Here is a 26,112-nt window from a genome sequence, read left to right as displayed (position 1 = left end):
GCCTAGTGGCCGAAGGGGTCCTCATCGGTACCCGGCAACCAGGTGTTGCCCGGTACGCCCCAGCCAAGAGCCTTCTTGGCCTTCTTCCACTTCTTTTCCCAGCGCGGCTGCAGCTTGTCCACGTATAGCAGGCCATCCAGATGGTCGTACTCGTGCTGCATGATGCGGGCGAACCAGCCATGGGCCTCGAAGGAGATCGGCTTGCCGAACTCGTCGAAGCCCTCCACCTTCGCGTAGTCGGCGCGCTGCAGCGGGTAGTTCAAGCCAGGTACGGACAAGCAGCCCTCCGAATGGTCATCGGGATGGGCAGGAGCCTGCGAAACCTTCGAAAGGGTCAGTTTGGGATTGATCACCACACCGCGCTCGGGAGCATCGTCCTGGTCCGCGAAGACGTAGGTGAACATGCGCAGGCCCAAACCAATCTGCGGAGCGGCCAGGCCGACACCGTGCGCCTCATCCATGGTGACGTGCATATCGGCAACGAGCTCGCGCAAGGCGTCGTCGAACTCGGTGACCTCCACCGCACGCTGGTGAAGTACAGGTTCTCCGTAAACAGTGATCTGCCGAATAGGCACGTGATCAGTTCCTTTCAAAAGTGCTTAGAGTGCTCGTCCAATAGTTTCACGCATGATCTCACTTGTGCCACCGAAAATGGTCAGCAAGCGCGAGGCGGTGAACGACTGGGCGATCGGGTACTCCATGATGTAGCCGTAGCCGCCATGGATCTGCAACGCCCGATCGGAAAGCTTCTTGGCGCTCTCACTAGCCCAAAGCTTGACCTCCGCGGCCTCTGCAGGATCCAGCTCGCCATCGTTGAACGCCAGCACAGCCCGATCCACGAAGCTCTGGGTGACATGCGCCTCAGTCTTCAGGTTGGCCAGCTCGAAACGGGTGTTCTGGTACTCGGTCAGCGCCTGGCCGAAAGTGGAGCGGTTCTGCGCATGCTCCAGCGCCTGCTCGAAGGACGCGGTGCAGATCGCCGACGCTGCTACGGCAATGGCCAAGCGGGCCTGGGGGAGGTGCGCCTTGACATAGGACAGGCCCTGGCCGACCTCGCCAACCAGATCGGCAGCCGTAACATGGACATCGTCGAAGAACAGCTCCGCGGTGTCAGAAGCGCGCAACCCGATCTTGTCGAAGGGGCTGCCATTGGTGTACCCCTCGGAACGCTCGACCATGAACAACGAGAAGGACTGCTCGGTGGCCCGTCCGCTCTCGCCATCGGTACGCGCCAGCACCAGCGCGGCATCGCCGAAGGCCGCATTGCCGATGAAAGTCTTCTGCCCGCTGATCAGCCAGTCATCTCCATCTCGGACCGCCTTGGTGCGTACGGCACGCAGGTCGGACCCCGCGCCAGGCTCGGTAAACGCGCAGGAGGTAATGGTGGAGCCATCGACCATGCGCGGCAGCCACTTGTCCTTGAGCTCGGCAGAACCGTAGGACAGCAGATAAGGCAGAACCAGATCGTCATGCAGGTGGAATGCCAATGCCACGGCCAGATGCCCGGCACGCACGAACTCCTCGTCAAGCACTACACGGAAGCGGTAGTCATCGATCCCCATGCCACCGAACTCCTCGGGCACGGCAAGACCCAGCAGGCCGTTTTCGCCGGCGGCCTGCCACACCTCACGAGGGATCTGGTGCTCCTTCTCCCACTGGGCGTATTTGCCGGAAATCTCCCGGGCATTGAACTCCGTAGCCAGTTCACGGAACTGCTCGTGGTCCTCTTCAAAGAGCGCGCGTTTCACAGGGGAGTACCTTTCGGTGGGTAGAACGAAGGCATGTAGCTCACTGGCTTGCCGAAGTACATGATCCATTATGGTTGCTCAGGCCAATTCATGCCTATTCGCCAGGGCAAACAACGATTCAAGTCACCAAATAACGCAAAAAGTCTCGAAAAACACGGGGTTAGACCTCGAAACGCCGAGTATTCGAACATACTTTCGAATCAGTGTTTCAACCTGCCGAAATATGACTTAATGCCTCATTTGGGCGGCGTTGCGCTCGCCGGTAGGGCCGAGTTTCCTGTTCATCTAGGCGCTTCCGTATCGTGCTTGCAGCTGGCCTCGGTAATGGACTGGGCTTGCCGGTCTTGCCCGTGCCTGGACTCGTGACTTTGCGTGGCGCGCAGCCCGATGCGTCTGCGCCCCCCGTGTGGTTGACGCTCCATTTGGACGGTTGATAGGCGGATTGCTGGTCGCTCTGGGCGGGGAGCAGCGAGGCAGCGTGACGAGGAGCTCGTCTGTTCAGTGAAACCGTTTTGCCCGTCTTGGGCATGACCTTGCATCTCACGGGTTCATGCGATGGCTGTCGGCGGTATGAAGTCGAACACTGAGCCAGGAAATGTGCCGCCGTGGTCATGGAGCTCCACAGTGCTGGAAGCAAAAAAGATCTGGTTCAGAATTTCCATTCCAAACCAGATCTTTCGAACTGGGGTGAGTAACGGGGTTTGAACCCGCGACCTTCTGGACCACAACCAGACGCTCTACCGACTGAGCTATACCCACCATGTCTACTTCGATACTAGTCAGAAGCTATAGCGCTCAAGATTTCGTACCGGGCAACGAAAATTACTATACACGCATTCGAGCCAGAAATACCAATTCGCCCAGTGCTGCCAATGGGATTGTGACGCGATGCTCATGATTCGTGATTGGGAACCTGTCGTGCGCTGCTGATCTGGCATAACGGGTGATGTTCAGTGCCATGTTGTTGCCCTTGCCTGCGGCGCCTGGTGCCACAGTGGTATGGCAAGTGAGGCGGACAACCTGGCTCCATGCGGATGCACGAAAGCCGCTATGGTTCGACCTAATGGCACGAATAGCTGATGGGGGAGTCATGGACGTTGATGATCTTTTGGAAGTGCTGGATTCCGGCCAGCGAATTGCCGCCGGTTCTGAGCTGCATGCTCTCATGCATAGCGCGAGCCAGGACGCGTTGCGCATCTGCGCGGAATTGAATAGCGGCTACCGCAGTCCACATGAAGTGCGCGAGCTCCTCCGGCAATTGACCGGCAGGCATGTTGACGAGTCGGTGGCGTTGTTCCCGCCGTTCAACTCGGACTTTGGACGCAATATCAAACTGGGCAAGCGCGTCTTCATCAATGCCGGGTGCAAGTTCCAGGACCAGGGCGGCATCAGCATCGGGGACGAGTGCTTGATCGGCCATAACGTCGTCGTGGCTACGCTCAACCATGATCTCGATCCTGCCCGTCGAGCTGACATGCTTCCGGCCCCGGTGAGCATTGGGCGCAATGTCTGGGTTGGCGCGAATGCGACGATACTTTCCGGCGTGACGATCGGCGACAATCCTGTGGTTGCTGCTGCCGCGGTGGTAACCAAGGATGTTCCTGCTGGTGCAGTGGTGGTCGGATCGCCAGCCAGGGTGGTGCGCACGGTCTGATCCTGCGCGGCGGCGCAATCTGGCGTGCGGGGAAAGCAAAAGGCTCGATTCGGAATTTCCATTCCGAATCGAGCCTTTACTGCTGGGGTGAGTAACGGGGTTTGAACCCGCGACCTTCTGGACCACAACCAGACGCTCTACCGACTGAGCTATACCCACCATGTTCGCTTCGATACTAGTCAGAACGCTTTTGCGAATCGATTCCGTATCGGGCAACGAGAAATACTATACACGCATTTTCCGCTTCGATGCCAATCGGAAAGCCCCTGGGCCACTGTGCAGTGCATCACCCATGCCCCAGGGGCTCATCCCTGGCAGCTAGCCGGCGCTCTGGCTGATCCCCGTGGCGATCTTCCGGGCCTCGTCGGAGGTTGGGCCTGGAGCCGGAACCATGATGGCTTGGCGGTAGTAGCGAAGCTCGTTGATCGAATCCTGGATGTCGCCCAGCGCCCGGTGGTTGCCGGTCTTGGCCGGAGCGCCATAGTGGGCCTTCGGGAACCAGCGGCGGCTCAATTCCTTCAGGGTCGACACATCGATAATGCGGTAGTGCAGGTGCTCGATGACCTCGGGCATATCGCGGGCCAAGAAGTTCTTGTCGGTTCCCACCGAGTTGCCGCCGAGCAGCGCCTTCTTCGGCTCCGGAACGTGCTTCTTGATGTAGTCGACCACCAGGCGCTGGGCTTCGGCCATGGAAATGCCGTTCTCCAGCTCGGGCAGCAGGCCGCTGGCCACATGCATATTGCGCACGAAGTCATCCATCTGCGCCAGAGCCGCCGGCTCGGGCTTGATGACAACCTGGATGCCCTCATCGACGATCTCCAGATCCGAGTCGGTAATGAGCACCGCTACTTCGATCAATGCGTCTTTAACCAGATCCAATCCGGTCATCTCGCAATCGATCCATACAATTTTTTCTGAATTACTAGCCACGCAACCAATCTACACTTCAGCGAACGCTGTGGGGGAGCGCACCCTCTTAACGGCGCGGAAGAACAGTGTCCCAACCGGACCGAAGGCATGGTGAATGCTAAAATCGTCTGAGATTTCCGGCTGTTGACGTGCCACGCTCGCAAGGGCGGAGCGCAGGTGACGCTGGCCTAATTACTCTCGAACTCATGTCCGTTACAGCCCGAGGTGCCAACGTGTCAGCCAGCAACCCAGCCGCAGTGAGCTCCCCGCCCTACGCTGGAGTGAACAGGACCCTTCTCAGCGGCGTCATCGGTTCCTCCCTGATCCTCTTCGGATCCTTCGGCACCGGCTGGCTGGCCAGCGTCTCCCCGCTGAACCGCGACCCGTTCTTCATCATGCTGCGCACCGAACCGGCCGGCGTGACTGCGTGCGTGATCCTGCTGGCCCTGGGCTGCTGGCTGCTCTTCCGCTCGTGGTGGCGGCTGGGACAGAAGCTCAAGGGCTGGGGCGAAGGGGCGCTGAAGGTGGTCCGCCGCGCCGTCTGGCTGTGGAGCATCCCGATGCTCGTCACCCTGCCGATCATGAGCCGCGACGTGTTCGCCTACATCGGCCAGGGCCGTTTGGTCGACGCCGGGCAGGATCCCTACGTTGACGGCATTTCCTCGCTGAACAACTGGTTCCAGCTGGGAACCGACACGATGTGGGCCCAGGACGGCACCCCCTATGGCCCGCTGTACCTGAGCATCGAATGGCTTGTGGTCAACATTGTCGGCGGTTCCACCGACGTGGCCATCCTGGCTTTCCGGGCCATCGCGTTCATCGGCGTGCTGCTGTGCCTGCACTTCGTTCCGAAGCTGGCCGAACTGCACGCGGTGTCCGGAGCCAAGGCCACCTGGATGACCGTGGCCAACCCGCTGTTCCTCGTCAACTTCGTGGCCAGCGCGCATAACGACTCGCTGATGACCGGCCTGGCCGTATGGGCTGTCTACCTGGCCTGCAAGCGCCACGGATTCTGGGCGGTGGTCGTGCTCGCCGCCTCGGTCGGCGTCAAGCCGATCACCCTGGTGCTGCTGCCGTTCATCGGCCTGCTCTGGGCAGGCCCGGAAGCCAAGTGGCCGCGCCGCATCCTGTACTGGTTCTACACCGGCATGCTGTTCCTCGCGCTGATGACCCTGGTGGGCTGGCTCAACGGCTACTGGTTCGGCTGGCTCTCGGTCATGCTCAACTACACCGGCGCCGGATTCTCGATCTACGCTCCGCTGGGCCTGGCGACCGTGGGCATCCAGAACATCTTCCATTCCTTCGGCTTGGATTCGGGCGGCGTACTGGACGTGGTCAAGACCGCTGGACGCCTGATCGGCGTGGTGATCGCCTTCGTGCTGATGTTCCGCGGCAAGTATTCGCACCTGGTGCAGCGCATGGCCATTGCGTTCACCGCGATCGTCGTGCTCTCCCCGGTGATCCAGCCGTGGTACCTGCTGTGGCTGCTGCCGTTCTTCGCCGTCACCGGGCTGCGCGACGACTGGCAGATGCTGTGGCTGCACCTGACCACCATCTTCTTCCTCGCCTACCAGGCCGCTGACCAGATCTTCGTCTGGCAGTTCCTGCAGGAGTCGCTGGTTCCGCGCGTCCAGCTGATTTCCTGGGGCATCTCGATTGCCTGCGCCGTGTACCTGGTCTTCTTCGATCCGAAGACCAAGAACATCTGCGCCGACCTGCTCAGCTCGACCAATTGGCTCAAGAAACGCAAGAAAGCCTAGTGGCAGTGCAGGAGCGAAAGCTGGAACCGCAACGCGCAAGCCTGCGGTCATTGTCCTGGCAAGGGTTCATCGCCTCGGCGCTGATCACCGTTGCCTCCTGGGGAATCGGCTGGTTCCCGCGCAACCAGCTTTCCCCGCTGGCCCGCACCGGCTTCTTCATCGAGTTCCGCACCGATGCGCCGGGGGTCATCATCTGCATCGTGCTGATGGCCGTGGGCATCGTCTGGCTGACCCGGACCTGGATCCTGGCCCGGCCATGGGTGCAGAGCGCAGGCGAGATCACCCGGAAAGAACTGAGCCGCCTGCTGGCCATGTGGTCCGCCCCGCTGATGCTCAGCTTCCCGATCCTCAGCCGAGATGTCTACTCCTATCTGGCGCAGGGCCGCATGCTGCACGCCGACAAATCCCCGTATGCCGAAGGCATCTCCGCGCTGCCCGGCTGGTTCGACGGGGGATCCGACGGCCTCTGGGCGCAGTCGCCCTCGCCCTACGGGCCGTTCTTCCTGGTGCTCTCGCGCATCATCTACTTCGTCTCCAACGGCATCCCCGAAGTCGGCGTGGGCCTGCTGCGCATCATCGCCGTGCTCGGCGTCTGGGGCTGCTACCACTACACCGCGAAGCTGGCAGCGAAAATGGGGCAGAGCCCCAACTGGGCCAACTGGGCGATCGTGGGCAATCCGCTGTTCCTGCTGACCATGATCGGCGGAGTCCACAACGACGCGCTGATGATTGCCGGCGTCTTCAGCGCCTTCGCCTACGCCTATGACCGCCGCCCGATGGCGGCCACCATGGCCCTGGCCATCGCCGTATCGGTCAAGCCCATCGTGCTGCTGGTGCTGCCATTCATCGGACTGGTGCTGCTTGGCCGCACCCGCACGATGCGCGCACGCTGGAAGATCTGGGTCAAGGTCGCGGTCATGTCGCTGACCTGGCTGCTGCTGATCGGCGCCGTCACCAACCTCTGGTTCGGCTGGCTGCCTGCCATGTTCACCGCGGGAGACGCGGCGTTCCCGTATGCTCCGGTCGGACTGATTGGCTGGTCGGTGAGCAACCTCGCAGGCCTGCTCGGCGCCGATATTTCGCTGGTGAATACCATCGTGGTGGCCATCTTCCAGTTGCTGTCCCTGGTGATCGTCGCGCGCTTGGCGCTGGCCAAGGACGCCTCCAGTCCGGTGCGCCTGGCGGCCTGGGCGCTTTCCGCGGTGGTGCTGCTCGCTCCGATCATCCAGCCCTGGTACATCCTGTGGCTGATTGCGCTGTTCGCCATTTCGCACAGGGTTGCCTGGGGATCGGAAAAGCTGATGATCCATGCATCGAGCATCATCCTCGTGGCGGTCTTCGTCGACCAGCTCTCCATCGAGCAGTGGCATTCGGCCTGGCTGATGAAGTCGCTGGCCGGCGTGGTGGTCCTGGGCCTGTTCGCCGCGCTCTTCACCGCCGATGCCGCCACCAAGCGGGTGCTGCGCGGGCCGGAAGCATAGCCAAGCTCACAGTCCGCGGCTCAGCTTCCTCACGGATTATTCCGCTTAGATGGAAATATGCAAACGATGTTCTGGCCAGCGACTATCGCGATCCTCGGCGGCGCCTTCTTCCTGGCCACCGCCGGCATCTTCCTGCTGGCCGTGCAATACCGCCGCCACGGACGGCTGTCCTGGCGCCGCACCATAACGACAGCCACCGCGGCGATCTACGGCTTCGGGCTCTTCAGCTACACCATGCTCCCGCTGCCCTCCTCGCGCGACGAATTCTGCCGGCCGGGCGTGGCCATCCCGCAGCTGGTTCCCGGACGGTTCCTCGACGACTTCAAGCTGGTTATCGTGGAGCGCGGGCTCAGCGGATTCGCGACCAGCTTCACGCTGTGGCAGGTGCTGTTCAACATCATCCTGTTCATGCCGCTGGGGATTTTGGCCGTGCGCTGGCTGCGCGGCAACATCATCACCGGGGTGCTACTGGGCTTCGCCGCCTCGCTGGCCATCGAGCTGACCCAATACACCGGGATCTGGGGGCTGTACACCTGCGCCTACCGCGTGGCCGATGTCGATGACCTGATCACCAACACCGCCGGCGCGCTGCTCGGCGCGGTCATCGCCTACCTGCCGATGTTCCGCTTCCTCTCGGGCCCCGTGGAAGCCGACGCCGCCCAGGCGCCGGCGCGGCCGGTCACCCGGGCCCGCCGGGCCCTGGCCAACGTCTTCGATGCGGGCTTCACCTCCGGTGCGCTGTTCGTCATCAGCGCCGCGCTGGAACTCCTTCAGCGACTGGGCGGCATGGAATTCGGCAAACAGTGGATGAACTTCTGGCTGCCGCTGATCGTGGTCTTCCTCGTCTTCTGGCTGCCGAGCCTGGCCCCGGGGCGGGCCACCCTCGGCCAGCGCTGCGCCTGGCTGATGGTCGCCAGCAAGCAGGGCGGGCCGTCCCCGGCAGGCAGGGCGTTGCTGCGCAGCCTGCTCGGGTTTGGCGGGATCAACTTCCTTTTCCAGATTTCCACCAGCATGGACGAGATCAGCGTCTACCCGCTGCTGAACATGCTTGCTGTGATCTATATCGCGATCAGCGCCTTCTACTTCATCTTCGACGCAGATCACCGGGGGCTGGCCGGAAAAATCAGCGGAACCGGATTCATCGACCGCCGCGCACTTTGACCCATGGCACCCCGGCAATGCCGGGTGCAAGCTAAAATGGAACGCGGTGGTCTGCGCCTTTCGGCGCGGTCCAGCACAACTCGCGTTTGAAGACATACCGTTAATCTCAAAAGATAGGTCTGCTCAGCAGCATGGAAGATAACAAACCAGAGGTCCCGGCCGAACCGCACCGCGCCGTCCTAGGCACGGCCGTAGGCGCGACGGTCCTCATTGCCGTCGGTGCATTCGTGCTCTCATTCGCGGCGTTGACCGACCTGGCAGAACGCTCGGGCATCAGCCCGCGCCTGGCATGGATCTGGCCAATCATCATCGACGGCATGATCGTTGCCGCCACCGTGGCCATCGTGGCCCTGAACGGCTTCAACCGCAAGGCCATGATCTACCCGTGGTCGCTGCTGTTCTTCGGCGCGATTGTTTCCACCGCGGCGAACTCCACCCATGCAATCCTGACCGTGGACTCCATCGAGAACGGCGTGCCGCCGCTGGTGTCCGCGCTGGTCGCCGCCATGCCGCCAATCGTCCTGCTGGCCATCACCCACCTGACCGTGCACATGTACCAGAAGAAGTCCGAAGCCGCGAAGCTGCGTGCCGAACTGGAGTACGACGAGGAAAAGGAAAACGCCGAGAAGTACGGCGTGGCCTATGACGATGGCTACAACGCGGCCTTGGCCGACACCAAGACCGCCGAGGAAGAACGCCTGGCCGCCCTGGAGCAGGAGCACCAGGACGCGCTGGCCCGGGCCCGCGCCGAAGGCATCGCCGCAGGCCGATCGGACTCGAAGGTCACCCCGATCAAGCAGAATGCGCAGCCAGCCAAGGAAACCAAGGCCGCCGCGCAGAAGAACGGCGAGGACAAGGCTCCATTGTTCGACGACATGGCCAAGCGCCTGTCCCGTCCATAGGACCCAGCCGCACCCGGTTGGCGCGTGAACACGAACTGAAGGACAGCATTTCAACAGAAGCTGAAGCATCCAGGAGGCATCAATGATGGATCCGGCGCAGGGCCAGGGGCACGACGAGTTCTCCGAGCAGATTGCGGCCGCCGTTGAGCAGTACAAGTCGGTGACCGGCGAACTGAATACCGTCATGTCTGCCATGAAGGCGAAGATCCGCCGGCTCTTCGCCAATTCCGAGGTGCAGCCGCTGTTCATCACCGGCCGGGTGAAATCCCCGCAATCCTTTGCGGCCAAGGCATCGCGCCGCCTGCAGGAGAATTCCGAGACCGCCCCGGTGCTCGAATTCCCCAACCCGCTGCGCGAAATCCACGACATGGTCGGCATCCGCATCATCGTGATGCTGCCCCATGAGATCCAGCAGGTAGCCAGCCTGATCAAGTCGCACCGCGACTCCTTCGACTGCCGCAGCGACCGCGAGAAGGACATCGGCTCGGTGGAGTCCGGAACCTACGGCTACTCCTCGCGCCACCTGCTGCTCAAGACCCGCAGCGAGCCGGTCGTGCGCAAATTCCAGGAAGCCCTCGGCAAGCCGGTGGTGGCCAGCGGCAACTTCGTCTTCGAGGTGCAGATCCGCACTGTGCTGCAGCATGCCTGGTCCGAAATGGAACATGACATCCGCTTCAAGCATCCCGGCGAAGCCGCCTGGAATCCGCAGATCGACCGCCACTTCACCGCGACCGCGGCGATGCTGGAGACGGTCGAGGACTACTTCACCGACATCGACGAGCTGTACCACCGGCTCAACGGCTACCACGATCAGCAGGGCGCCGGATCGGAGCCGCTGACCGGGGAGAAGATCGGCGAAATCTGGCAGACGCTGCTGCCGCATGTTGACCGCAAGCGCGATGACGACTGGTCCTGGGCCGCGGAGCTGCTCGGCGCCCACGGCATCGGCCAAACCTGGCAGCTGGCGCAGCTGCTGGACGCGAATGTGGTCACCGACGTGCGTGCCGCGCTGGACCACCGCTATTCGCCGGGCCCGGACCGGCTGCTGGACGACGTGCTCCTCTGGCGCTTCGGCAAGGACCACATTGAGAAGACCAGCGGGGGAGACCTGCGCCGCGAAGCCTCGTTGCGCCGCCGCCTGATCCAGATGATGGACTACCGCTCGCAGCTGGGCGCCAGGAACTGACCGGGCATCGAATTCTTTAACCAGCTCTACCCCGGAACTGTTAGTTTGTGCACGTTCGGCCAGCCGCGGAGCCGTTGGCCGGTAGACTAGTCAAGTTGCCCAATTTCTGGGCCGCACAGCTTTATTACCCGCGTGAAAGGGCCACACCATATGATTTCCGTAGCCAACCTTGAGCTACGCGTCGGCGCCCGCCTGCTGATGGACGAAGTGAACTTCCGCATCGACAAGGGCGACAAGATCGGACTGGTGGGTCGTAACGGTGCCGGAAAGACCACGATGACCAAGGTCCTCGCTGGAGAGACCCAGCCAACCGCTGGCGAAGTCACGCACAAGGGATCCATCGGCTACCTGCCTCAGGATCCCAAGACCCCTGACATGGAGCAGCTCGCGCGCAACCGCATCCTCGGCGCCCGTGGCCTGGATGTGGTGGTCACCAAGCTGGCCCAGAACCGCGAGGACATGGCCAGCGAGGATCCTGCGGTCTCCGCCAAGGCCCTGCGCCAGTACGACCGCCTGGAAGCTGAATTCATCGCCGCCGGCGGCTACGCCGCCGAATCCGAGGCCGCGGCCATCTGCGCCAACCTGGATCTGCCCGACCGGATCCTGGACCAGCCGCTGCGCACCCTCTCTGGCGGCCAGCGCCGCCGCGTGGAATTGGCCCGCATCCTCTACTCGGATGCCGAGACGCTGCTGCTCGACGAGCCCACCAACCACCTGGACGTCGACTCGATCATGTGGCTGCGCGACTTCATCAAGAACTACCCCGGCGGCGTGCTGATGATCAGCCACGACACCGGGCTGATGGAAGCCACCGTGAACAAGGTGCTGAACCTCGACGCGAACCGCGGCGTGGTCGATGTCTACAACATGAACTGGAAGCGCTACAAGGTCCAGCGCGAAACCGATGAGCGCGCCCGCAAGCGCGAGCGAGCCAACATCGAGAAGAAGGCCTCGGTCCTCTTGACCCAGGCGAACAGGATGAAGGCCCGCGCCTCCGGCGCCTCGGCCGCGCAATCCATGCTCAAGCGCGTGGACCGCATGCTCGCGGGATTGCAGGAAGAGCGCGCCTCCGACAAGGTCGCGGCCCTGCGCTTCCCGGATCCTGCCCCCTGCGGCAAGACCCCGCTCATGGCCGAAGGCCTGTCCAAGGCCTATGGCTCGCTGGAAATCTTCAACGACGTCTCGCTGGCCATCGACCGCGGCTCGAAGGTGGTCATCCTGGGACTGAACGGTGCCGGCAAGACCACCCTGCTGCGCATGCTCGCCGGCGTCTCCGAACCGGATACCGGGAAAATCGTTCCGGGCCACGGCCTGAAGATCGGCTACTTCGCCCAGGAGCATGACACCCTGGATCCGAATGCCAGCGTGCTGGAGAACATGCGCCGCAACGCGCCGGCGCACCTGAACGATGCTGACGTGCGTTCCATCCTCGGCTCCTTCCTGTTCGTCGGCGACGACGTCACCAAGCCGGCCGGTGTGCTCTCCGGCGGCGAGAAGACCCGTCTGGCCCTGGCCACCATCGTGGCCTCCAGCGCCAACGTGCTGCTGCTCGATGAGCCGACCAACAACCTGGACCCTGCCTCGCGCGCCGAGGTGCTCGGCGCGCTGTCCACCTTCCCGGGTGCCGTGGTCATGGTGTCCCACGATGAAGGCGCGGTCATGGCGCTGAAGCCCGAGCGCGTGGTCATCCTGCCCGATGGCGACGAGGACCTGTTCAGTGAGGACTACCTGGAATTGGTCTCGCTGACCTAGATCCTTACCAACACCAAAGAACTCTCGTAGGCTTGGCAGATCACCACCGTGAAGGGGATGTGCCAAGCCATGAGTGTTTTAAGACGCAGATTGCCGGTGCTCGCAGGCGCCGCAGCGCTGCTTGCCAGTACGCTGGCCGGTTGCGCAGTCCAGGTGCCCGACGAAGTCAACGCCCAATGGGCGCTGATCGACCCGGCTGGAGTGAATGCGTCGAGCACCAGCCTGGAACTCGGCGTGATGGGCCTTGCCTGCGCTTCAGGCAAGACCGGGGACGTCACCGCCACACATGTGGAGTTTGCCGATGGCCAGATCGCTATCGGCATTGCAGTTGAACCGCTGGAAGGCGAGGCGCAGGACTGCCAGAGCAACGAGACGGTGCCGTACACGCTTGAGCTTGGCGAGCCGGTGGGGGACCGCGTCCTGATTGATGCCTCCTGCTACGACCGGGCGGAACAGCAGGCCCCCAACTGCAGCGACGGCGGGATCCGCTGGAGCCCGCCGGCCACGCCAAGCTAAACGCCATGGAACGCGAAACCGCGCGGCACCAGGACTATGCCCACGTGCCGCGCGGTCTGCGTTTGCTGCGCACTGCTACTTCGCGGTGCCCCCTGGCGTATTCTCCGCCTCATCGAGCATTGCATCCTCGATGGCCTCGTCGGTCAGCGTGCCGTCGCGGCGGAACTTCTTCTCCTGCTTCGCCCGGATCTTGCGCACCTTGTGCATCGGCTCTTCCAAACCCAATGCCTCGGCTTCGGCCCGCTCTGCGGCTTCCTCGGCGTTCAGCTTCTTCTGCTGCCGGGCCGCATACCAGAAGCCGACGAAGGCCAGCACGCCGAAGATGTACCACTGGATCTCGTAGGAGAGGTGAGGGCCTTCGTCCATGTCCGGTGGATCGAGCTGCTGAGGCGCCTCGGCCGGGGCCGGGTCCTCTCCATACATCAGGCCGTAGGCGCCCTGTGCGATCTCATAATCCAGCTGCTTGGCATAGTCTTCGAGCTGGATGGAGGCCAACTGGCCGTCCGGGGCGCCGCGGTCCAAGCGGATTTCCGATGGCTTCAAGCGCACATCCACGGTTACCTTGCCCTCTGGCGGTGCCGGAACCGAATCCGGGTGGCCGCTTTCCTCGTTGCCGATCGGCAGGTAGCCGCGGTCGACGATGACAGTTTCGCCCTCGCTGGTCTTGAACGGCACCAGTACCTCGTAGCCGGGCCGGCCTGCCTTGATCCGGTTGCGCACGATCATGGTGTCCTCGGCGACGTATTCGCCGGTCAGCTCGGCGGTCATCCAGGTCTTGTCTTCGTCGAGATTGTGGAAGTTCTCCAGAGCCTGCTTGCCGGTCGCCGGCTCAGCGAAGTAGTTGCGGTTGACCCGTTCGATGCCTTCCAGGACGGCGTCGCGGCGGTCATTCTGCCAATTGCCCAAGGCAATGCACGCGGAGGCGAAGATGGCGACCAGTATCAGCCACCCGACCCAGCGGGTGCTCGCCAGAAAACGATACATCTACTTGCCTTCTCCTTCGTTGCCCTGCATTGGCAGCGTTTCCTTGTAGAGCAGCCGTTCCTTGAGGTAATTTTCGAGCCAGTCGCGATGTTCTTCGCAGGCCAGCCAGATTTTGCGCCGGTCCGGGGTATGGATTTTCGGATTGTTCCACAGCAGCTGGTAGTCGGCGCCTTGCCGGCAGCCCTTTCGCGAGCACTGGATTTCGGCGGCAGCGGGGAGGCCGCCTAGCGAACCTAGCAGATCCACTAGTCCTCCTTGGGGGAAGTTGTCGGGTGTTGCACTGGTTCCTCGTCATCGGCAAAGTTGCCGTCAATCACCTCTGGTTCCCGCTCCTGCTGCTGTGCGGTGTCCTTCGGCGCGTCGAGTTGATGGGCATCGGGCGCCCTGTAGAACTCGGCTGGCGGTTCACGCTTGGTCAGATCCGCACCTCCATTGGCGATCACCACAGCGATGTAGGGCAGGACCACCGCGCCAACCAGCAGGACCCAGCGAAGCCAGCCGTCGAAAAAGAAGGCGAGGACGAAGCAGACCAGGCGCACGGTCATTGAAATCGTGTATTTGCGCACACGGGTATCGCGCTCGGCGGTATGCGACTGGCGCGCTTCGGTAATGCGGTGAACTTCGGGTTGGCCGGAACCGTGGTTCATTGGCTGTGAGGACATGTAAAAGACTTCGCTTTGCAATACGGGATCTGCTCCCATTGTCTCACTTGTATCACCCAGAGGGTAATTTCTACGCGCTGTCGAAGCGGTAAAACTGGTGAGTAACTAATAGGATTGTTCACGGAGTAGCTACTTAACTAGGCAAAGTGCGCTTTCGACTGGCCCATGGAGGGTTTTCCATGCCAGGAACGCAAGCGCATGAACGGAGAAATACATTGACTACGGAACCAACCACTGGCCGCAGCGTCCTCGTGACCGGCGGCAACCGCGGAATCGGACTTGCTATTGCACGCGCATTCGAAGCCAACGGCGACAAGGTGGCCATCACCTACCGCAGCGGCGAGGTTCCCGCCGGACTGCTGGGTGTCAAGGCAGATGTCACCGACAGCGAGTCCATCGACGCAGCCTTCAAGGAAGTTGAAGCTGCGCACGGTCCAGTGGAAGTTCTTGTCGCCAATGCAGGAGTCACCAAGGACACCTTGCTGCTGCGCATGAGCGAAGACGACTTCACCTCGGTCATCGACACCAACCTCACCGGCGCCTTCCGCGTTATCAAGCGCGCATCCAAGGGCATGATCCGGCTCAAGCGCGGCCGCGTCGTGCTGATTTCCTCGGTCGTGGGCCTCTACGGTTCGCCAGGCCAGATCAACTACGCGGCCTCGAAGTCCGGTCTGGTCGGCATCGCCCGCTCGCTGACCCGCGAACTGGGTTCGCGCGGAATCACCGCCAACGTCGTGGCTCCGGGTTTCATCAACACCGAGATGACCGCCGTCTTGCCAGAGGAAACCCAGAAGGGATACCTCGAAAGCATTCCGGCCAACCGCTTTGCTGAACCAGAGGAAGTTGCCAACGTCGTCCGCTGGATCGCCAGCGATGAAGCAGCGTACATCTCCGGTGCCGTAATCCCGGTTGACGGCGGCCTGGGCATGGGCCACTAGAAGTTTTAAGCAAGAGATCTAAAGGAGTATCACCATGAGTGAATTCAAGGGTGCCGTTGTTACCGGTTCCTCCCGCGGCATCGGTGCAGTCACCGCTCAGCTGCTGGCCGAGCAGGGCATTGGCGTCGTGGTCAACTACCGCGCCAAGGCCCCACGCGCCAACAAGATCGTCGCCGCCATTGAGGAAAAGGGCGGCAAGGCAGTGGCCGTCGGCGCAGACCTGACCTCGGCCGAGGGTCCGCAGGCTCTGGTCGACGCCGCCGTGGAGAATTTCGGTTCGCTGGACGTCGTCGTGCTGAACGCTTCGGGCGGCATGGAAACCTCCATGGGCGAGAACTACGCGCTGCGCCTGAACCGCGACGCGCAGGTCGCGATGCTCCAGGCTGCGCTGCCCAAGCTCAGCGAGGGCGGCCGCGTGGTCTTCGTGACCAGCCACCAGGCGCACTTCATCAACGAAGTCAGCACCATGGACGCCTACGACGCCGTAGCGAAGTCGAAGCGTGCCGGCGAAGATGCATTGCGTGAAATGATCCCGGAGCTCGCCGAGAAGAACATCACCTTCGTGGTGGTTTCCGGCGACATGATCGAAGGCACGATCACCGCAACCCTGCTCAACCGCATGGAGCCAGGTGCCATCGACGCCCGCCGCGAAGCTGCCGGCAAGCTGTACTCCGTTGAGGAGTTCGGTGCCGAGGTAGCCAAGATGGTCTTCGCCGACGTCGAGACCGGCCACACCGAGCTGGTTGGCGGCGCGGGCGACTTCCTGACGCAGTCGGGCAAGTAGGCCCCGCAGCAACCTGCAGCAGCTGGCGGCCGGGACCCTGTTTCAGGGTTCCGGCCGCCAGCTTTTTCGTGCCGTGGCCGCAACAGCCGGCATGAAAAATCGCCGGGCACCTTCCGTAAAGGAGGCGCCCGGCGATTAGGGCAGATCTAGTCCTTCGGCTTTTCGCCGCAGACGATCTTATGCCATGGGCTGTAGGTCCAGCTCTTGGTTTCGGCCGGCAGCTTCTTGGAGCCGTCGATGGTCTCCCGGTAACGGGTGATATCGATGCTGAAGCCCTTCTTGCCGCCGGATTCCGAGACGCACTTCTCGGCCGGATTGTACTTGGTTTCCGGGTTGGTCAGGTTGTACTTCCCAGAGCTCTTCTGCGAGACATCCCAGTACTTGGTGGACCACAGGCGGGTATTGACCTTGTCGCCCGAAACCCATGCCTGGATCATCACGCCGTAGGGGGTGTTGTTCTCCCAGATCATGTCGATCTGGCCTTCCCACAGGGTAGCTTCGCGTCCTGCAGGGTAGCGTTCGAACCAGCGCGAATGCGGCTTGTGGGTGATGTCGTCGTAGCCGGCCAGGAAACCGACGTTGTACATCTGGGTGGAGATCTGCGAGAGCCCGCCGCCAACGGCTTCGGTACTGAAGCCGTTTTCCACAACCCCGGAGCTGTAGTAGCCGTTGGCCACGGTGATCGGGCCCAGGGCTTCGAGCAGCGAGAAGCGTTCGCCCGGCTTAATGATGTCCCCGTTGACGCGAGCCGAACCGGCACGCAGGTTCTTGGTGCGCACGGTGTCTGAGGCAGGGTACGGGGTGGAGAAGGTGACGATCGGTTCCTTGATGCCAAGCTTCTTCGCATCTGCGGTGGTGAAGTCCGCTTCCTTCTCGGTCATCTCGACTTCGGCAGTACGATTCTTGGCGGCCGTCGCGGCCAAGACCTTGGCACCGAGGCCCTTGGTCTCCAGCGAGATGCCCTTGGAGGACTTGATGATCGAAGGCTTGCCGTCCTTCAAGACGATCTGCGCATCCTTGGCGGTGCTGGAAAGATCGGAGTTCTTCGTTGCCGCCTTGTAGAGCTTCTTGTCGTCCAAGGCGATCGCCGGAGCACCGTCCTTGGGCGCGTAGCTGGCTGCCGCGGCAATGGATGCGACCGAGATGGTTGCTTTCTTCTTGCCCGAGGCCAGGGTGACTTCGTCCTTCAGCAGCGCCTTGACGTCCTTGTCGTAGAAGGCCTGCAGGGTGTCGGCAGAAATCTGCGGCTTGATGACATCGGCTGGCAGGGCGATCGCAGGGCCGGCAATTTCCCAGTCGTCGCTGATCAAGTCGGCGGCTTCCTCGGTCTTCAGCACGACGCCGTCAACGGGCTTGGTCAGCTTGGAGGTGCCGTCCTCGAATTCGATGGTTCCTTCGGCTACCTCGGCGTTGGCCTTCTTGGCCAGTGCATCGAGCTGCGCGGCCAGCTTGTCCTCGTCAACGTCTACTGCAGGGGTGACGTGGAACTCGCCGGTGAGGCGTTCGTAGAGTTTGACCGGGTTGACTTCGTAGGATGTCAGTTCATTGACGGTGTCTTCAACGTTCAGTTCCAGACCGGCTTTGGCGGGATCCAGTGTGTACTTTTCACCGTTGACAGTGACATCCACTGGCTCCTGAGCAAGGGGGAGAACCTCGCGTTCCAGCTCGGCGCGAGCCTGGTCCTTGTTCATGGATCCGATGTTCACACCCGCAATGGAGGCGTTGGCCGGGACCTGGGAGCTGACAAAGGCTGCTCCGCCGAAATATGCTGCGGCTACGGCTGCCACGCAAGAACCGGCAATGATCCAAGGCTTTGCCTTGCCCTTCTGCTTTTTCTTGTCTTGCTGAGAGTGAGTAGGCGTAGATGAGGAACTGTCCGGGGAGGGGGTCTGCACTGGTCTAGTAGCTCTTTCGAAAGCGATGGGGGCTCGGCGCGCGGCCAGGGCTAATGCCTCAAGCCGTTTCACGCATCAATAGAAATACTAACTGCTGGAACAACCGATCCAGATATCAAAAGCCCGTGAGCGCATAATCGTTATGCAGTTGTTGGATTCCACTAAGCCAAATCATCGAGAACCAGGTCGGCGATGGCATCCAAGCGCGAGAAGTCCAGACGCACGTCCGCTTCGTCGCGCAGGGCAGGCTTCGCGTTGAAAGCAACCCCCAACCCTGCGGCGGCAACCATGGCGAGGTCGTTGGCGCCATCTCCGGCGGCGATCGTTGCAGCCATCGGGATCTGGTGCTCCTGCGCCCAAGCGCGCAGCATTGTTTCCTTCATTTCACGGTCGACAATCTGGCCGTGAACGGTACCGTCAAGAATTCCTCCGGTGATCCCCAAGGTGTTGGCCAGCGCATGGTCCAGTCCGAGGTGGGCGGCCAGCGGATCCAGAATCTGCTGGAACCCGCCGGAAACTACACCGACCTTGTGCCCGGCCGCATGGAACCGCTTGACCAGGGATTCGGCGCCGTCGGAGAAGATAATGCGCTGGCCTACCTCGGCGAGGACATCAACTGGCAGATCCTTCAATGTAGCTACGCGCTGGATCAACGATTGGGCGAAGTCCAATTCGCCGCGCATCGCGGCCTCGGTCACCGCAGCCACTTCTTCTTCCCGTCCAGCGTGGGCGGCGAGCAATTCGATGACTTCCTGCTTGATCAAGGTGGAATCGACATCCATCAGCAGCAGGAGCTGTGGTGCCTCGGTAAGCTCGGCAGGCACCACAGCTACGCACAAGTCCGCGTAATCCAGTACCCCGTCGGCGACCAGGGCATCGACGAATTGCTTGGCAGCCTGCTGCAGCTGAGCGTGATCGGCCTGCTCGATGCGGAATTTGGCAACCAATCGCGCTTCCTTGGTTTTGATCCGGCTTTCGTCGGCATCCGGAATCAGTCCGGCTCCCGTTGCCCGCTGCAGGACAGCGGCGAAGTCGATGCGGGAAAGGGATGGGCGGGATGCGAAAACCAATGATGAAGCCATGCAACCATTTTTCATTGCCCCGGTGATTACGACCAAACATGACGTGCTGGCCCCGGGTGCAGGCACCGGTCCGATGGGCGCGAACTGGCATTGCAACAGGAGGCGATGCAGGTCAATCCGGCGATTTTTGGGACTTGCACGGCATTTCCGATTAGTGAAACAGGGGTGGAAAGTCTAATCTTGAATACCATGAGCGAAGTGCTAACTTTCAAAGATGTCAGCGTTGTACGCGGGCGAAAAGAACTGCTCAAGGACGTGTCCTGGGAAGTCAAAGAAGGACAGCGGTGGATCGTGATCGGCCCCAATGGCGCCGGCAAGTCGACCTTGATGAACATCGCAGCTACTCGGTTGCATCCCACCCGCGGTACCGCGGATATTCTTGGTGAACGCTTGGGCAAGGTTTCGGTCTTCGATCTGCGTCCGCTGATCGGCCTGAGCTCGGCCCTGGTTGCCAACTCCATTCCAGCCAACGAGACCGCGCTGAATGTGGTGCTCACTGCCGCCTACGGCATGACCGGCCGCTGGCGCGAGAAGTACGAGAAGCTCGATGAGCGCCGTGCTTTCCACCTGCTGCACAACTGGGGCATGTCGACCTTCATGAACCAGCCTTTCGGCAAGCTTTCCGAAGGCGAACGCAAGCGCGTGCTGATCGCCCGTGCCTTGATGACCGATCCCGAGCTGCTGATTCTCGATGAGCCGGCAGCTGGCCTGGACCTTGCCGGTCGCGAAGACCTGGTTGGCAAGCTGGCTGAACTGGCAGCCGACGACGATGCTCCAGCACTGGTTCTGGTGACTCACCACCTTGAAGAGGTGCCAGCGGGATTCACCCACATCTTGATGATGCGTGACGGCGAAGTCGTCGCCGCCGGCGAGATCGACTCCACGCTCAACGAAGAAAACCTGGAAGCAACCTACGGCCTGCCGCTGAGCCTGCGCCGTGAAGGTGGACGCTATTCGGCTTTCGCACGCAGCTAACAACAATAACTAAAGGGGAAAACTCCACGTGATCGAATTTTGGCGTGAAGCCCTGATCTTCCTTGGAGGACTCTGGGCCGGAACTATCAACACCGTCGTCGGGTCGGGCACCTTGGTCACTTTCCCCATTCTCGTGGCGTTGGGCACGGCACCGGTGAATGCCGTGGTCTCCAACGCCATGGGTCTGGTTGCTGGAGGGTTCTCCGGCGCCTGGGGCTACCGGCGGGAAGCCGCCAGCGTCAAGAAGACGCTGCTCAAGCTCGTGCCAGTCTCCTTGGCCGGCGGGTTGATCGGTTCACTGCTGCTATTGAATTTGCCGGAGTCGGTGTTCGGCGTCGTAGCGCCGGTGCTGCTGGTTTGCGCGCTGGTATTGGTGATCTTCCAGCCGCGCCTTTCCAAGTGGGCCAAGACCCGCCAGGCTGCGTCCGGCGGCACCGATCCGGACGATGCCGACCGTGCGCCGATTCCACTGGTGCTGTACATCCTGGTGTTCATCATCGGCGTGTACGGCGGCTATTTCACGGCCGCGCAGGGCGTACTGCTGATGGCCGTATTCGGTGTTTTCCTGCACGCTTCGCTGCAGCAGTCCAACGCCATCAAGGTAATACTTTCCTTGATCGTGAACCTTGTGGCGGCCGCGATGTACCTGATCATCGCGCCCGAGCGCATCCACTGGCTCATCGTGCTGCTGATTGCTGTCGGCTCGCTGATCGGCGGTTTCATCGGCGCCAAGGTGGGACGCAAGCTCTCGCCGGGATGGCTGCGCGCCGTCATCGTCATTCTGGGGCTGATTGCCATGGGCAACATGCTCTACAAGCTGGCGTAGCTTCGTGGCAGAAATTCTTAATCCTGCACGCATCTTGCAGGTGGCGGATCTGGAGGATCCCCGTCTCGATGAGTACCTCAGGCTCTCGGAGGCGCATCTGCGCATGCGCACCGATGTGGAAAATGGCCTCTACATCGCCGAGAGCACCAAAGTTGTCCAGCGTGCGATCAGTGCAGGCCATGTGCCACGCAGCTTCCTGCTCGCTGAAAAGCATCTGGATCAGCTGGCCGAGGAATTCAACCGCTTCCCGGACGCGCCGATATTCATCGGGGACGACCGGCAGCTTCAGGACTTGGTCGGCTTCCATCTGCACCGCGGCGCCATGGCCGCGATGAATCGTCCCGAACCGCTGGATCTGGACGAAGTGCTTGAGGCCAGTTCCCGGATTGCCATCTTGGAAGACATCGCAGACCATACGAACGTCAGGTGTTCCAAAAAATCCGGCGAGTCTGAGCTTGAGATTGAGTCTAAACGCTCACGCATCGCCGTGTTCGAGAACATTCAAGATCATACTAATCTCGGTGCGGCGTTCCGTAGTGCAGCGGCCATCGGAGTCGATGCAGTGTTGATTACGCCGCAGTGTGTGGATCCGCTGTATCGGCGGGCTGTTCGCGTATCTATGGGCACGGTCTTCCAAGTTCCTTGGGTCAGAGTAGAGGCTTGGCCTGAAGGTATTGAACAGCTCCAAGATGCGGGATACATCGTCGCTGGCATGACCCTCGCGGAAGGTTCGATCACGCTAGACGAACTGGTTGCCGAGGATCATCAAAAACTTGCGTTGGTATTCGGCAACGAAGGTCGCGGATTGAGCTCCGAAACAGAAGCAATGGTTAATCGCTGTGTCACGATTCCGATGATGGGCGGAGTCGACTCGCTGAACGTGGCTACCTCTGCTGCCGTGGCATTGTATGCGACGCGGTGATCCCGACACATGATCGTATACCGGGCGCTGATTAATTGTCTGAAAAGTATTTTGATATGTAATAGTGGATCAATCTCACCGATCGCTTTCTCGCAAACAAGAAGGAAGTCCCTTGTCGAACAGCCCTTTGGATCATGCTCGGATCGTGTCACTGATCTGGAGTATCGCCGATGACGTGCTTCGCGACCTTTACGTGCGAGGCAAGTACCGTGACGTGATCCTGCCGTTCACGGTACTTCGACGCCTAGACAGCGTTTTGGAGCCCACGCGTGACGCTGTCAAGGCGATGAAGGCGATGCTTGATGATGCGGGTATCGCCAATCAGGATGGTCCGCTTCGGCAGGCGGCGAAGCAGGATTTCTATAATTACTCCGGCTTCACCCTCAAGGATCTTCGCAGCATCTCGAATGCAACACGATTGCGACAGAACTTCGAGGCCTACCTCGATGGCTTCTCTCCGAACGTACAGGAGATCATCGATAACTTCGAGCTTCGCCACCAGCTCCCGCGCCTGACCAAGGCCGATGCCCTTGGGTCTCTGATCGAGAAGTTTCTCAGTCCCGACCTTGACTTGTCTCCGCGCGGTATTGACAACCACGGGATGGGCACCGTCTTTGAGGAGTTGGTGCGGAAATTCAACGAGGACAACAACGAGGAGGCAGGCGAACACTGGACTCCTCGTGACGCCGTGCGCTTGATGACGCGGTTGATGTTCGAGCCGATCGCTGATCAGATTCCTTCGGGCACGTACCGGCTGTACGACGGGGCCATGGGCACCGGCGGCATGCTGACTGTCGCCGAAGAGACTCTGAAGCAACTAACCGAGCCGTCAGGCAAGAAGATCTCCACGCACCTCTACGGGCAGGAGATCAACGCCGAGACTTATGCGATTGCGAAGGCTGATCTGATCTTGAAGGGTGAAGGTGCCGAAGCCGACAACATCGTCGGGGGTCCCGAATACTCAACCCTCTCGAACGACGCGTTTTCGGGGCAAGAATTCGATTTCATGCTCTCGAACCCGCCGTACGGCAAGAGCTGGAAAACGGACCAGGACCGCCTCGGCGGAGCAAAAAAGATCATCGACCCGCGATTTGTCGTTACCCACGGCGGAGACCCAGAATACTCGCTCGTCACTCGCAGCAGCGACGGACAACTGATGTTCCTGGCGAACCTCATCTCGAAGATGAAGCATGATACGGCTCGTGGGTCCCGCATCGCGTCCGTGCACAACGGGTCTTCGTTGTTCACCGGTGATGCGGGACAGGGGGAGAGTAATATTCGCCGTTGGATCATCGAGAATGACTGGCTCGAGGCCATCGTCGCGCTGCCGTTGAAGATGTTCTACAACACGGGCATCGCAACCTATGTGTGGGTTCTTTCGAATCGTAAGGAGGATCGTCGCAGGGGCAAAGTGCAGCTCATCGACGCAACCGATTGGGCGACACCCTTACGTAAGAACCTCGGCGAGAAGGGCGTTGAAGTCAGCGCAGCGGACGCCGACAAGGTGCTTGACGCCTTCGCGGCGTTCGACGACTACGCGGACACCGATCACTCGAAAGTCTTCGATGGCGTCGACTTCGGTTACCGTAAGATCACCGTCGAGCGTCCGCTCAGGCTTGCCGGGACCGATGCAAACCGTGTGTACACCGCAAAAGAGATCAAACAGTTGAAGGAAGACGGCGTGCGCGACGAGACTGCGCCGCCGGTCATCCGGAAGGCCCTCCCATATTCGGCGAAGCCTGATCCACTACATGGCCGGTACGAAGCGATCATCGACGGTCGCACCCGAGTCGTTGAGTACGAACCCGACACGGAACTGCGTGACACCGAGCAAGTGCCGCTGACCGAACCGGTTGGTGAATACGATGACGGTGTAGAAGCTTTCTTCCGCCGCGAGGTCGAGCCGTACGCGCCGGATGCTTGGATCGACAATTCGAAGACGAAGATCGGCTACGAGATTTCCTTCACTCGTCATTTCTACAAGCCTGTCCCTATGCGTTCTCTGGCTGAGATCCAGGCAGACATTCGTGCCCTTGAGGCGGAAACCGACAACCTGATCGCCGAGATTGCAGGAGACCTCGCATGAGCGAACGCGCGAACAGCATCGACGGATACGCTAAGACGATTTCGGAGGTACTGAAGGACAAGAAGTACTCGATCGACTACTACCAGCGCGAGTACAAGTGGGAATCGAAGCAGCTCGCCGAGCTTATCACTGACCTTACTGGGAAGTTCCTGCAGCTCTACAGCTCTGACCACAAGCGCACGGACGTGGGCGGCTACCCAGGTTACTATCTTGGATCGATCATCATCTCCCAGAAAGGTAATCAGCCGTTCATCGTCGATGGACAACAGCGCCTCACAACGCTCACCTTGCTCCTTACATACCTGCGACGCCTGCAGGCGGAGCTCGGAACCCCAGAAGTGAAGATCGACGAGCTAATCTACTCCGAGTCGTACGGCGAGAAGTCGTTCAACCTTGACGTCCCCGATCGCAATGACTGCATGCACGGTCTCTTCGAAACTGGCGAGTTTGAAGCGCTGCCCGAGTCCGTTGAGTCGGTGAGCACGCTCGTATCGCGGTACAGCGAGATCGAAGGGCTTTTCCCGGACGAGCTCAAGAGCGAGGTATTGCCCTACTTCATCGACTGGCTGAAAGACCGTGTCCAGATCGTACAGATCACCGCTTATAACGATGATGACGCGTACGCGATCTTCGAGACAATGAACGATCGCGGACTCAAGCTCACTCCGGCTGACATGCTAAAGGGATACCTGCTGGCGAATATTGACGACGGGAAACCGCGCGCGGCGGCTAACGATCTCTGGCGGTCATGGATGCGCCGGCTCGAAGACCTCGGCGAGGGACTTAGCTCCGACTTCCTAAAGACGTGGTTGCGCAGCCAGTACTCGACCAGAATCCGTGAGCGCAAGAAGGATGCCACACCACAGGACTGGGATCGGATCGGCACTGAGTTCCACCGCTGGCTACGTAACGATGCCAAGCGGGTCGGGCTGGAGTCGTCCGACGCGTTCAGCGACTTCGTGACCCGCAACCTGGATTTCTACGCGCGCCAGTACGAGCGCATCTCACGGGCCAAGTTATCGTTTGACGCCGCGAGCCCGCTACGATTCATCCGATTCAACGCAGATCACCGCTTCACCTTGCAAGATCAGATGCTGCTCGCACCACTGTGCATCGAGGACGACGTCGTAACCGTCGACACGAAGCTGGAAATCGTCGGCAGGTTCATCGACATCCTGCTCGCTTGGCGCATCTGGAACTCGCGTTCGACTGACTACTCCACGATGCAATATGCGATGACGACGCTCATGTTCCGTGTTCGTGGGCTCAGCGTGGGAGAACTCGCCCGGGAGCTCCACCGCTACCTATTGAACGAGGCGGAGAAGTTCGATACGAACGACGACCTAGTCGTGCACCAGCAGAACAGAGCGCAACTGCATCGGGTCCTCGCACGCATCACCGACCACGTCACGACATGCTCAGGTTTCGCATCGAACTACGTCGAGCTGACCGGAGGTAACGGCGTGCGGTACGAGGTCGAACACATCTGGGCAAACCACCCGAGCCGACACACGGACGAGTTCCCACAGGAGTCCGACTTCGCGCGCCACCGCAACCGTATCGGTGACCTGCTGCTTCTTCCTAAGCAGCACAACGGCAGCTACAACGACGACACCTACGAGCAGAAGCGCCCGCGCTACTACTCCCAGAATCTCCTTGCTGCATCGCTTGATCCGCAGGCGTACGAGAAGAATCCTGGCTTCCTGCGCTTTGTGGCCGACAGCGGACTCCATTTCCGTCCGTACGAAGCCTTCACCGCAAAGTCGATCACCGAACGTGGAGAGTTATATCGAGCCATCGCAAGCCAAGTCTGGGAACCAGCGGATCTTTACGGGAATACTGGGATCGAGGAGGGCGCGTGATGTTTAGAGACCTCCCGAGGCATGCGG

At 61.0% G+C, this 26,112-nt stretch carries 23 protein-coding genes and 2 tRNA genes; 15 read left to right on the top strand and 10 right to left on the bottom strand.

Annotated elements, in window-relative coordinates; translation table 11 throughout:
• Positions 1-2: 2 nt before the first annotated feature.
• From def to ANI01nite_RS01530, 3 genes are all read right to left on the bottom strand, one after another.
• The gene (gene def / locus ANI01nite_RS01540; protein WP_066138168.1) at positions 3-575 is read right to left on the bottom strand and encodes a peptide deformylase; all 573 of its coding nucleotides are present in this window, start codon (positions 573-575) and stop codon (positions 3-5) included.
• Positions 576-599: 24 nt separating this feature from the next.
• Positions 600-1,748, bottom strand: a complete 1,149-nt coding sequence (locus ANI01nite_RS01535; RefSeq protein ID WP_141355451.1) for an acyl-CoA dehydrogenase family protein — start codon at positions 1,746-1,748, stop codon at positions 600-602.
• Between the two features lie 683 nt (positions 1,749-2,431).
• A tRNA-His gene (locus ANI01nite_RS01530) sits at positions 2,432-2,507 on the bottom strand.
• Between the two features lie 331 nt (positions 2,508-2,838).
• Here ANI01nite_RS01530 and ANI01nite_RS01525 point away from each other — a divergent pair.
• Complete coding sequence (locus tag ANI01nite_RS01525; RefSeq protein WP_141355807.1) at positions 2,839-3,402, top strand: DapH/DapD/GlmU-related protein; 564 nt, start codon at positions 2,839-2,841, stop codon at positions 3,400-3,402.
• A gap of 83 nt (positions 3,403-3,485) precedes the next feature.
• Here the strand turns inward: ANI01nite_RS01525 and ANI01nite_RS01520 are convergent.
• Positions 3,486-3,561 (bottom strand) — tRNA-His (locus tag ANI01nite_RS01520).
• Positions 3,562-3,720: 159 nt separating this feature from the next.
• Complete coding sequence (gene orn / locus ANI01nite_RS01515; protein WP_121866784.1) at positions 3,721-4,332, bottom strand: oligoribonuclease; 612 nt, start codon at positions 4,330-4,332, stop codon at positions 3,721-3,723.
• A gap of 185 nt (positions 4,333-4,517) precedes the next feature.
• Here orn and mptB (ANI01nite_RS01510) point away from each other — a divergent pair, with 185 nt between their 5' ends.
• From mptB (ANI01nite_RS01510) to ANI01nite_RS01480, 7 genes are all read left to right on the top strand, one after another.
• Positions 4,518-6,071 (top strand): polyprenol phosphomannose-dependent alpha 1,6 mannosyltransferase MptB, encoded by a 1,554-nt coding sequence (gene mptB, locus ANI01nite_RS01510; protein ID WP_255314334.1) that lies wholly within the window; start codon positions 4,518-4,520, stop codon positions 6,069-6,071.
• 5 nt (positions 6,072-6,076) lie between these two features.
• Entirely contained in the window at positions 6,077-7,552 is a 1,476-nt protein-coding gene (gene mptB / locus ANI01nite_RS01505; RefSeq protein ID WP_141355449.1) for a polyprenol phosphomannose-dependent alpha 1,6 mannosyltransferase MptB, read from the top strand.
• Positions 7,553-7,609: 57 nt separating this feature from the next.
• Entirely contained in the window at positions 7,610-8,713 is a 1,104-nt protein-coding gene (locus ANI01nite_RS01500) for a VanZ family protein (protein WP_141355447.1), read from the top strand.
• Between the two features lie 131 nt (positions 8,714-8,844).
• On the top strand, positions 8,845-9,615 hold the full coding sequence (locus ANI01nite_RS01495; RefSeq protein WP_052253742.1) for a DUF2637 domain-containing protein: 771 nt from the start codon (positions 8,845-8,847) through the stop codon (positions 9,613-9,615).
• An 82-nt stretch (positions 9,616-9,697) separates the two neighbouring features.
• Positions 9,698-10,801: a GTP pyrophosphokinase gene (locus ANI01nite_RS01490; RefSeq protein ID WP_066138183.1), complete on the top strand. Its 1,104-nt coding sequence runs from the start codon at positions 9,698-9,700 to the stop codon at positions 10,799-10,801.
• A 150-nt stretch (positions 10,802-10,951) separates the two neighbouring features.
• Positions 10,952-12,553, top strand: a complete 1,602-nt coding sequence (locus ANI01nite_RS01485) for an ABC-F family ATP-binding cassette domain-containing protein (protein WP_141355445.1) — start codon at positions 10,952-10,954, stop codon at positions 12,551-12,553.
• A 69-nt stretch (positions 12,554-12,622) separates the two neighbouring features.
• The gene (locus ANI01nite_RS01480; protein WP_141355443.1) at positions 12,623-13,069 is read left to right on the top strand and encodes a hypothetical protein; all 447 of its coding nucleotides are present in this window, start codon (positions 12,623-12,625) and stop codon (positions 13,067-13,069) included.
• 75 nt (positions 13,070-13,144) lie between these two features.
• Here ANI01nite_RS01480 and ANI01nite_RS01475 read toward each other — a convergent pair whose 3' ends face one another.
• The 3 genes from ANI01nite_RS01475 to ANI01nite_RS01465 are packed head-to-tail and all read right to left on the bottom strand — an operon-like array spanning position 13,145 to position 14,715.
• The gene (locus ANI01nite_RS01475; RefSeq protein WP_141355441.1) at positions 13,145-14,053 is read right to left on the bottom strand and encodes an SURF1 family cytochrome oxidase biogenesis protein; all 909 of its coding nucleotides are present in this window, start codon (positions 14,051-14,053) and stop codon (positions 13,145-13,147) included.
• The gene (locus ANI01nite_RS01470) at positions 14,054-14,299 is read right to left on the bottom strand and encodes a hypothetical protein (protein ID WP_038990998.1); all 246 of its coding nucleotides are present in this window, start codon (positions 14,297-14,299) and stop codon (positions 14,054-14,056) included. It abuts the gene before it with no gap.
• Positions 14,299-14,715, bottom strand: coding sequence for a DUF3099 domain-containing protein (locus ANI01nite_RS01465; RefSeq protein WP_157801634.1), 417 nt, complete (start codon positions 14,713-14,715; stop codon positions 14,299-14,301). Before ANI01nite_RS01465 ends, ANI01nite_RS01470 begins: the two co-directional genes overlap by 1 nt.
• A 215-nt stretch (positions 14,716-14,930) precedes the next feature.
• On the opposite strand from ANI01nite_RS01465, the gene ANI01nite_RS01460 reads away from it, so the two are divergent.
• Together ANI01nite_RS01460 and ANI01nite_RS01455 are read left to right on the top strand one after the other, a co-directional pair.
• Positions 14,931-15,653, top strand: coding sequence for a beta-ketoacyl-ACP reductase (locus ANI01nite_RS01460; RefSeq protein WP_038991000.1), 723 nt, complete (start codon positions 14,931-14,933; stop codon positions 15,651-15,653).
• A gap of 34 nt (positions 15,654-15,687) precedes the next feature.
• A complete protein-coding gene (locus tag ANI01nite_RS01455; RefSeq protein WP_038991001.1) occupies positions 15,688-16,437 on the top strand; it encodes an SDR family oxidoreductase in 750 nt (249 codons plus the stop codon).
• Between the two features lie 146 nt (positions 16,438-16,583).
• Here the strand turns inward: ANI01nite_RS01455 and ANI01nite_RS01450 are convergent, their stop codons facing one another.
• Both ANI01nite_RS01450 and serB read right to left on the bottom strand, forming a co-directional pair.
• Positions 16,584-18,224 carry a VanW family protein gene (locus tag ANI01nite_RS01450; protein ID WP_255314333.1) on the bottom strand — a complete coding sequence of 547 codons (1,641 nt, stop codon included), beginning with the start codon at positions 18,222-18,224 and terminating at the stop codon, positions 16,584-16,586.
• A 269-nt stretch (positions 18,225-18,493) separates the two neighbouring features.
• The gene (gene serB, locus ANI01nite_RS01445; RefSeq protein WP_141355437.1) at positions 18,494-19,414 is read right to left on the bottom strand and encodes a phosphoserine phosphatase SerB; all 921 of its coding nucleotides are present in this window, start codon (positions 19,412-19,414) and stop codon (positions 18,494-18,496) included.
• Positions 19,415-19,603: 189 nt separating this feature from the next.
• Between serB and ANI01nite_RS01440 the strand changes: the two genes are divergently transcribed.
• The 5 genes from ANI01nite_RS01440 (at position 19,604) to ANI01nite_RS01420 (ending at position 26,085) form a co-directional block, all read left to right on the top strand.
• Positions 19,604-20,389, top strand: a complete 786-nt coding sequence (locus tag ANI01nite_RS01440; RefSeq protein WP_141355435.1) for an ABC transporter ATP-binding protein — start codon at positions 19,604-19,606, stop codon at positions 20,387-20,389.
• 28 nt (positions 20,390-20,417) lie between these two features.
• Positions 20,418-21,215, top strand: coding sequence for a sulfite exporter TauE/SafE family protein (locus ANI01nite_RS01435; RefSeq protein ID WP_141355433.1), 798 nt, complete (start codon positions 20,418-20,420; stop codon positions 21,213-21,215).
• Positions 21,216-21,219: 4 nt separating this feature from the next.
• Positions 21,220-22,137, top strand: a complete 918-nt coding sequence (locus ANI01nite_RS01430; protein WP_141355431.1) for a TrmH family RNA methyltransferase — start codon at positions 21,220-21,222, stop codon at positions 22,135-22,137.
• 112 nt (positions 22,138-22,249) lie between these two features.
• Positions 22,250-24,223 carry a type I restriction-modification system subunit M gene (locus tag ANI01nite_RS01425; protein WP_141355429.1) on the top strand — a complete coding sequence of 658 codons (1,974 nt, stop codon included), beginning with the start codon at positions 22,250-22,252 and terminating at the stop codon, positions 24,221-24,223.
• Positions 24,220-26,085: a DUF262 domain-containing protein gene (locus ANI01nite_RS01420; protein ID WP_141355427.1), complete on the top strand. Its 1,866-nt coding sequence runs from the start codon at positions 24,220-24,222 to the stop codon at positions 26,083-26,085. Before ANI01nite_RS01425 ends, ANI01nite_RS01420 begins: the two co-directional genes overlap by 4 nt.
• Positions 26,086-26,112: the final 27 nt, after the last annotated feature.

This window comes from Glutamicibacter nicotianae (genome assembly GCF_006539525.1).
GTDB classification, from domain to species: domain Bacteria; phylum Actinomycetota; class Actinomycetes; order Actinomycetales; family Micrococcaceae; genus Glutamicibacter; species Glutamicibacter nicotianae.
Note: the sequence above shows the minus strand (reverse complement) of the source record. Positions and strands in the feature narration are given on the sequence as shown.

Bases quoted from the DNA above. Each gene is read 5' to 3' on its own strand.
- ANI01nite_RS01500 (WP_141355447.1), top strand. From the start codon at position 7,610: ATGCAAACGATGTTCTGGCCAGCGACTATCGCGATCCTCGGCGGCGCC.
- ANI01nite_RS01495 (WP_052253742.1), top strand. From the start codon at position 8,845: ATGGAAGATAACAAACCAGAGGTCCCGGCCGAACCGCACCGCGCCGTC.
- ANI01nite_RS01485 (WP_141355445.1), top strand. From the start codon at position 10,952: ATGATTTCCGTAGCCAACCTTGAGCTACGCGTCGGCGCCCGCCTGCTG.
- ANI01nite_RS01455 (WP_038991001.1), top strand. From the start codon at position 15,688: ATGAGTGAATTCAAGGGTGCCGTTGTTACCGGTTCCTCCCGCGGCATC.
- serB (WP_141355437.1), bottom strand. From the start codon at position 19,414: ATGGCTTCATCATTGGTTTTCGCATCCCGCCCATCCCTTTCCCGCATC.
- ANI01nite_RS01420 (WP_141355427.1), top strand. From the start codon at position 24,220: ATGAGCGAACGCGCGAACAGCATCGACGGATACGCTAAGACGATTTCG.
- mptB (WP_255314334.1), top strand. From the start codon at position 4,518: ATGTCCGTTACAGCCCGAGGTGCCAACGTGTCAGCCAGCAACCCAGCC.
- ANI01nite_RS01465 (WP_157801634.1), bottom strand. From the start codon at position 14,715: ATGTCCTCACAGCCAATGAACCACGGTTCCGGCCAACCCGAAGTTCAC.
- ANI01nite_RS01525 (WP_141355807.1), top strand. From the start codon at position 2,839: ATGGACGTTGATGATCTTTTGGAAGTGCTGGATTCCGGCCAGCGAATT.
- ANI01nite_RS01490 (WP_066138183.1), top strand. From the start codon at position 9,698: ATGATGGATCCGGCGCAGGGCCAGGGGCACGACGAGTTCTCCGAGCAG.
- ANI01nite_RS01475 (WP_141355441.1), bottom strand. From the start codon at position 14,053: ATGTATCGTTTTCTGGCGAGCACCCGCTGGGTCGGGTGGCTGATACTG.
- ANI01nite_RS01440 (WP_141355435.1), top strand. From the start codon at position 19,604: ATGAGCGAAGTGCTAACTTTCAAAGATGTCAGCGTTGTACGCGGGCGA.
- ANI01nite_RS01480 (WP_141355443.1), top strand. From the start codon at position 12,623: ATGAGTGTTTTAAGACGCAGATTGCCGGTGCTCGCAGGCGCCGCAGCG.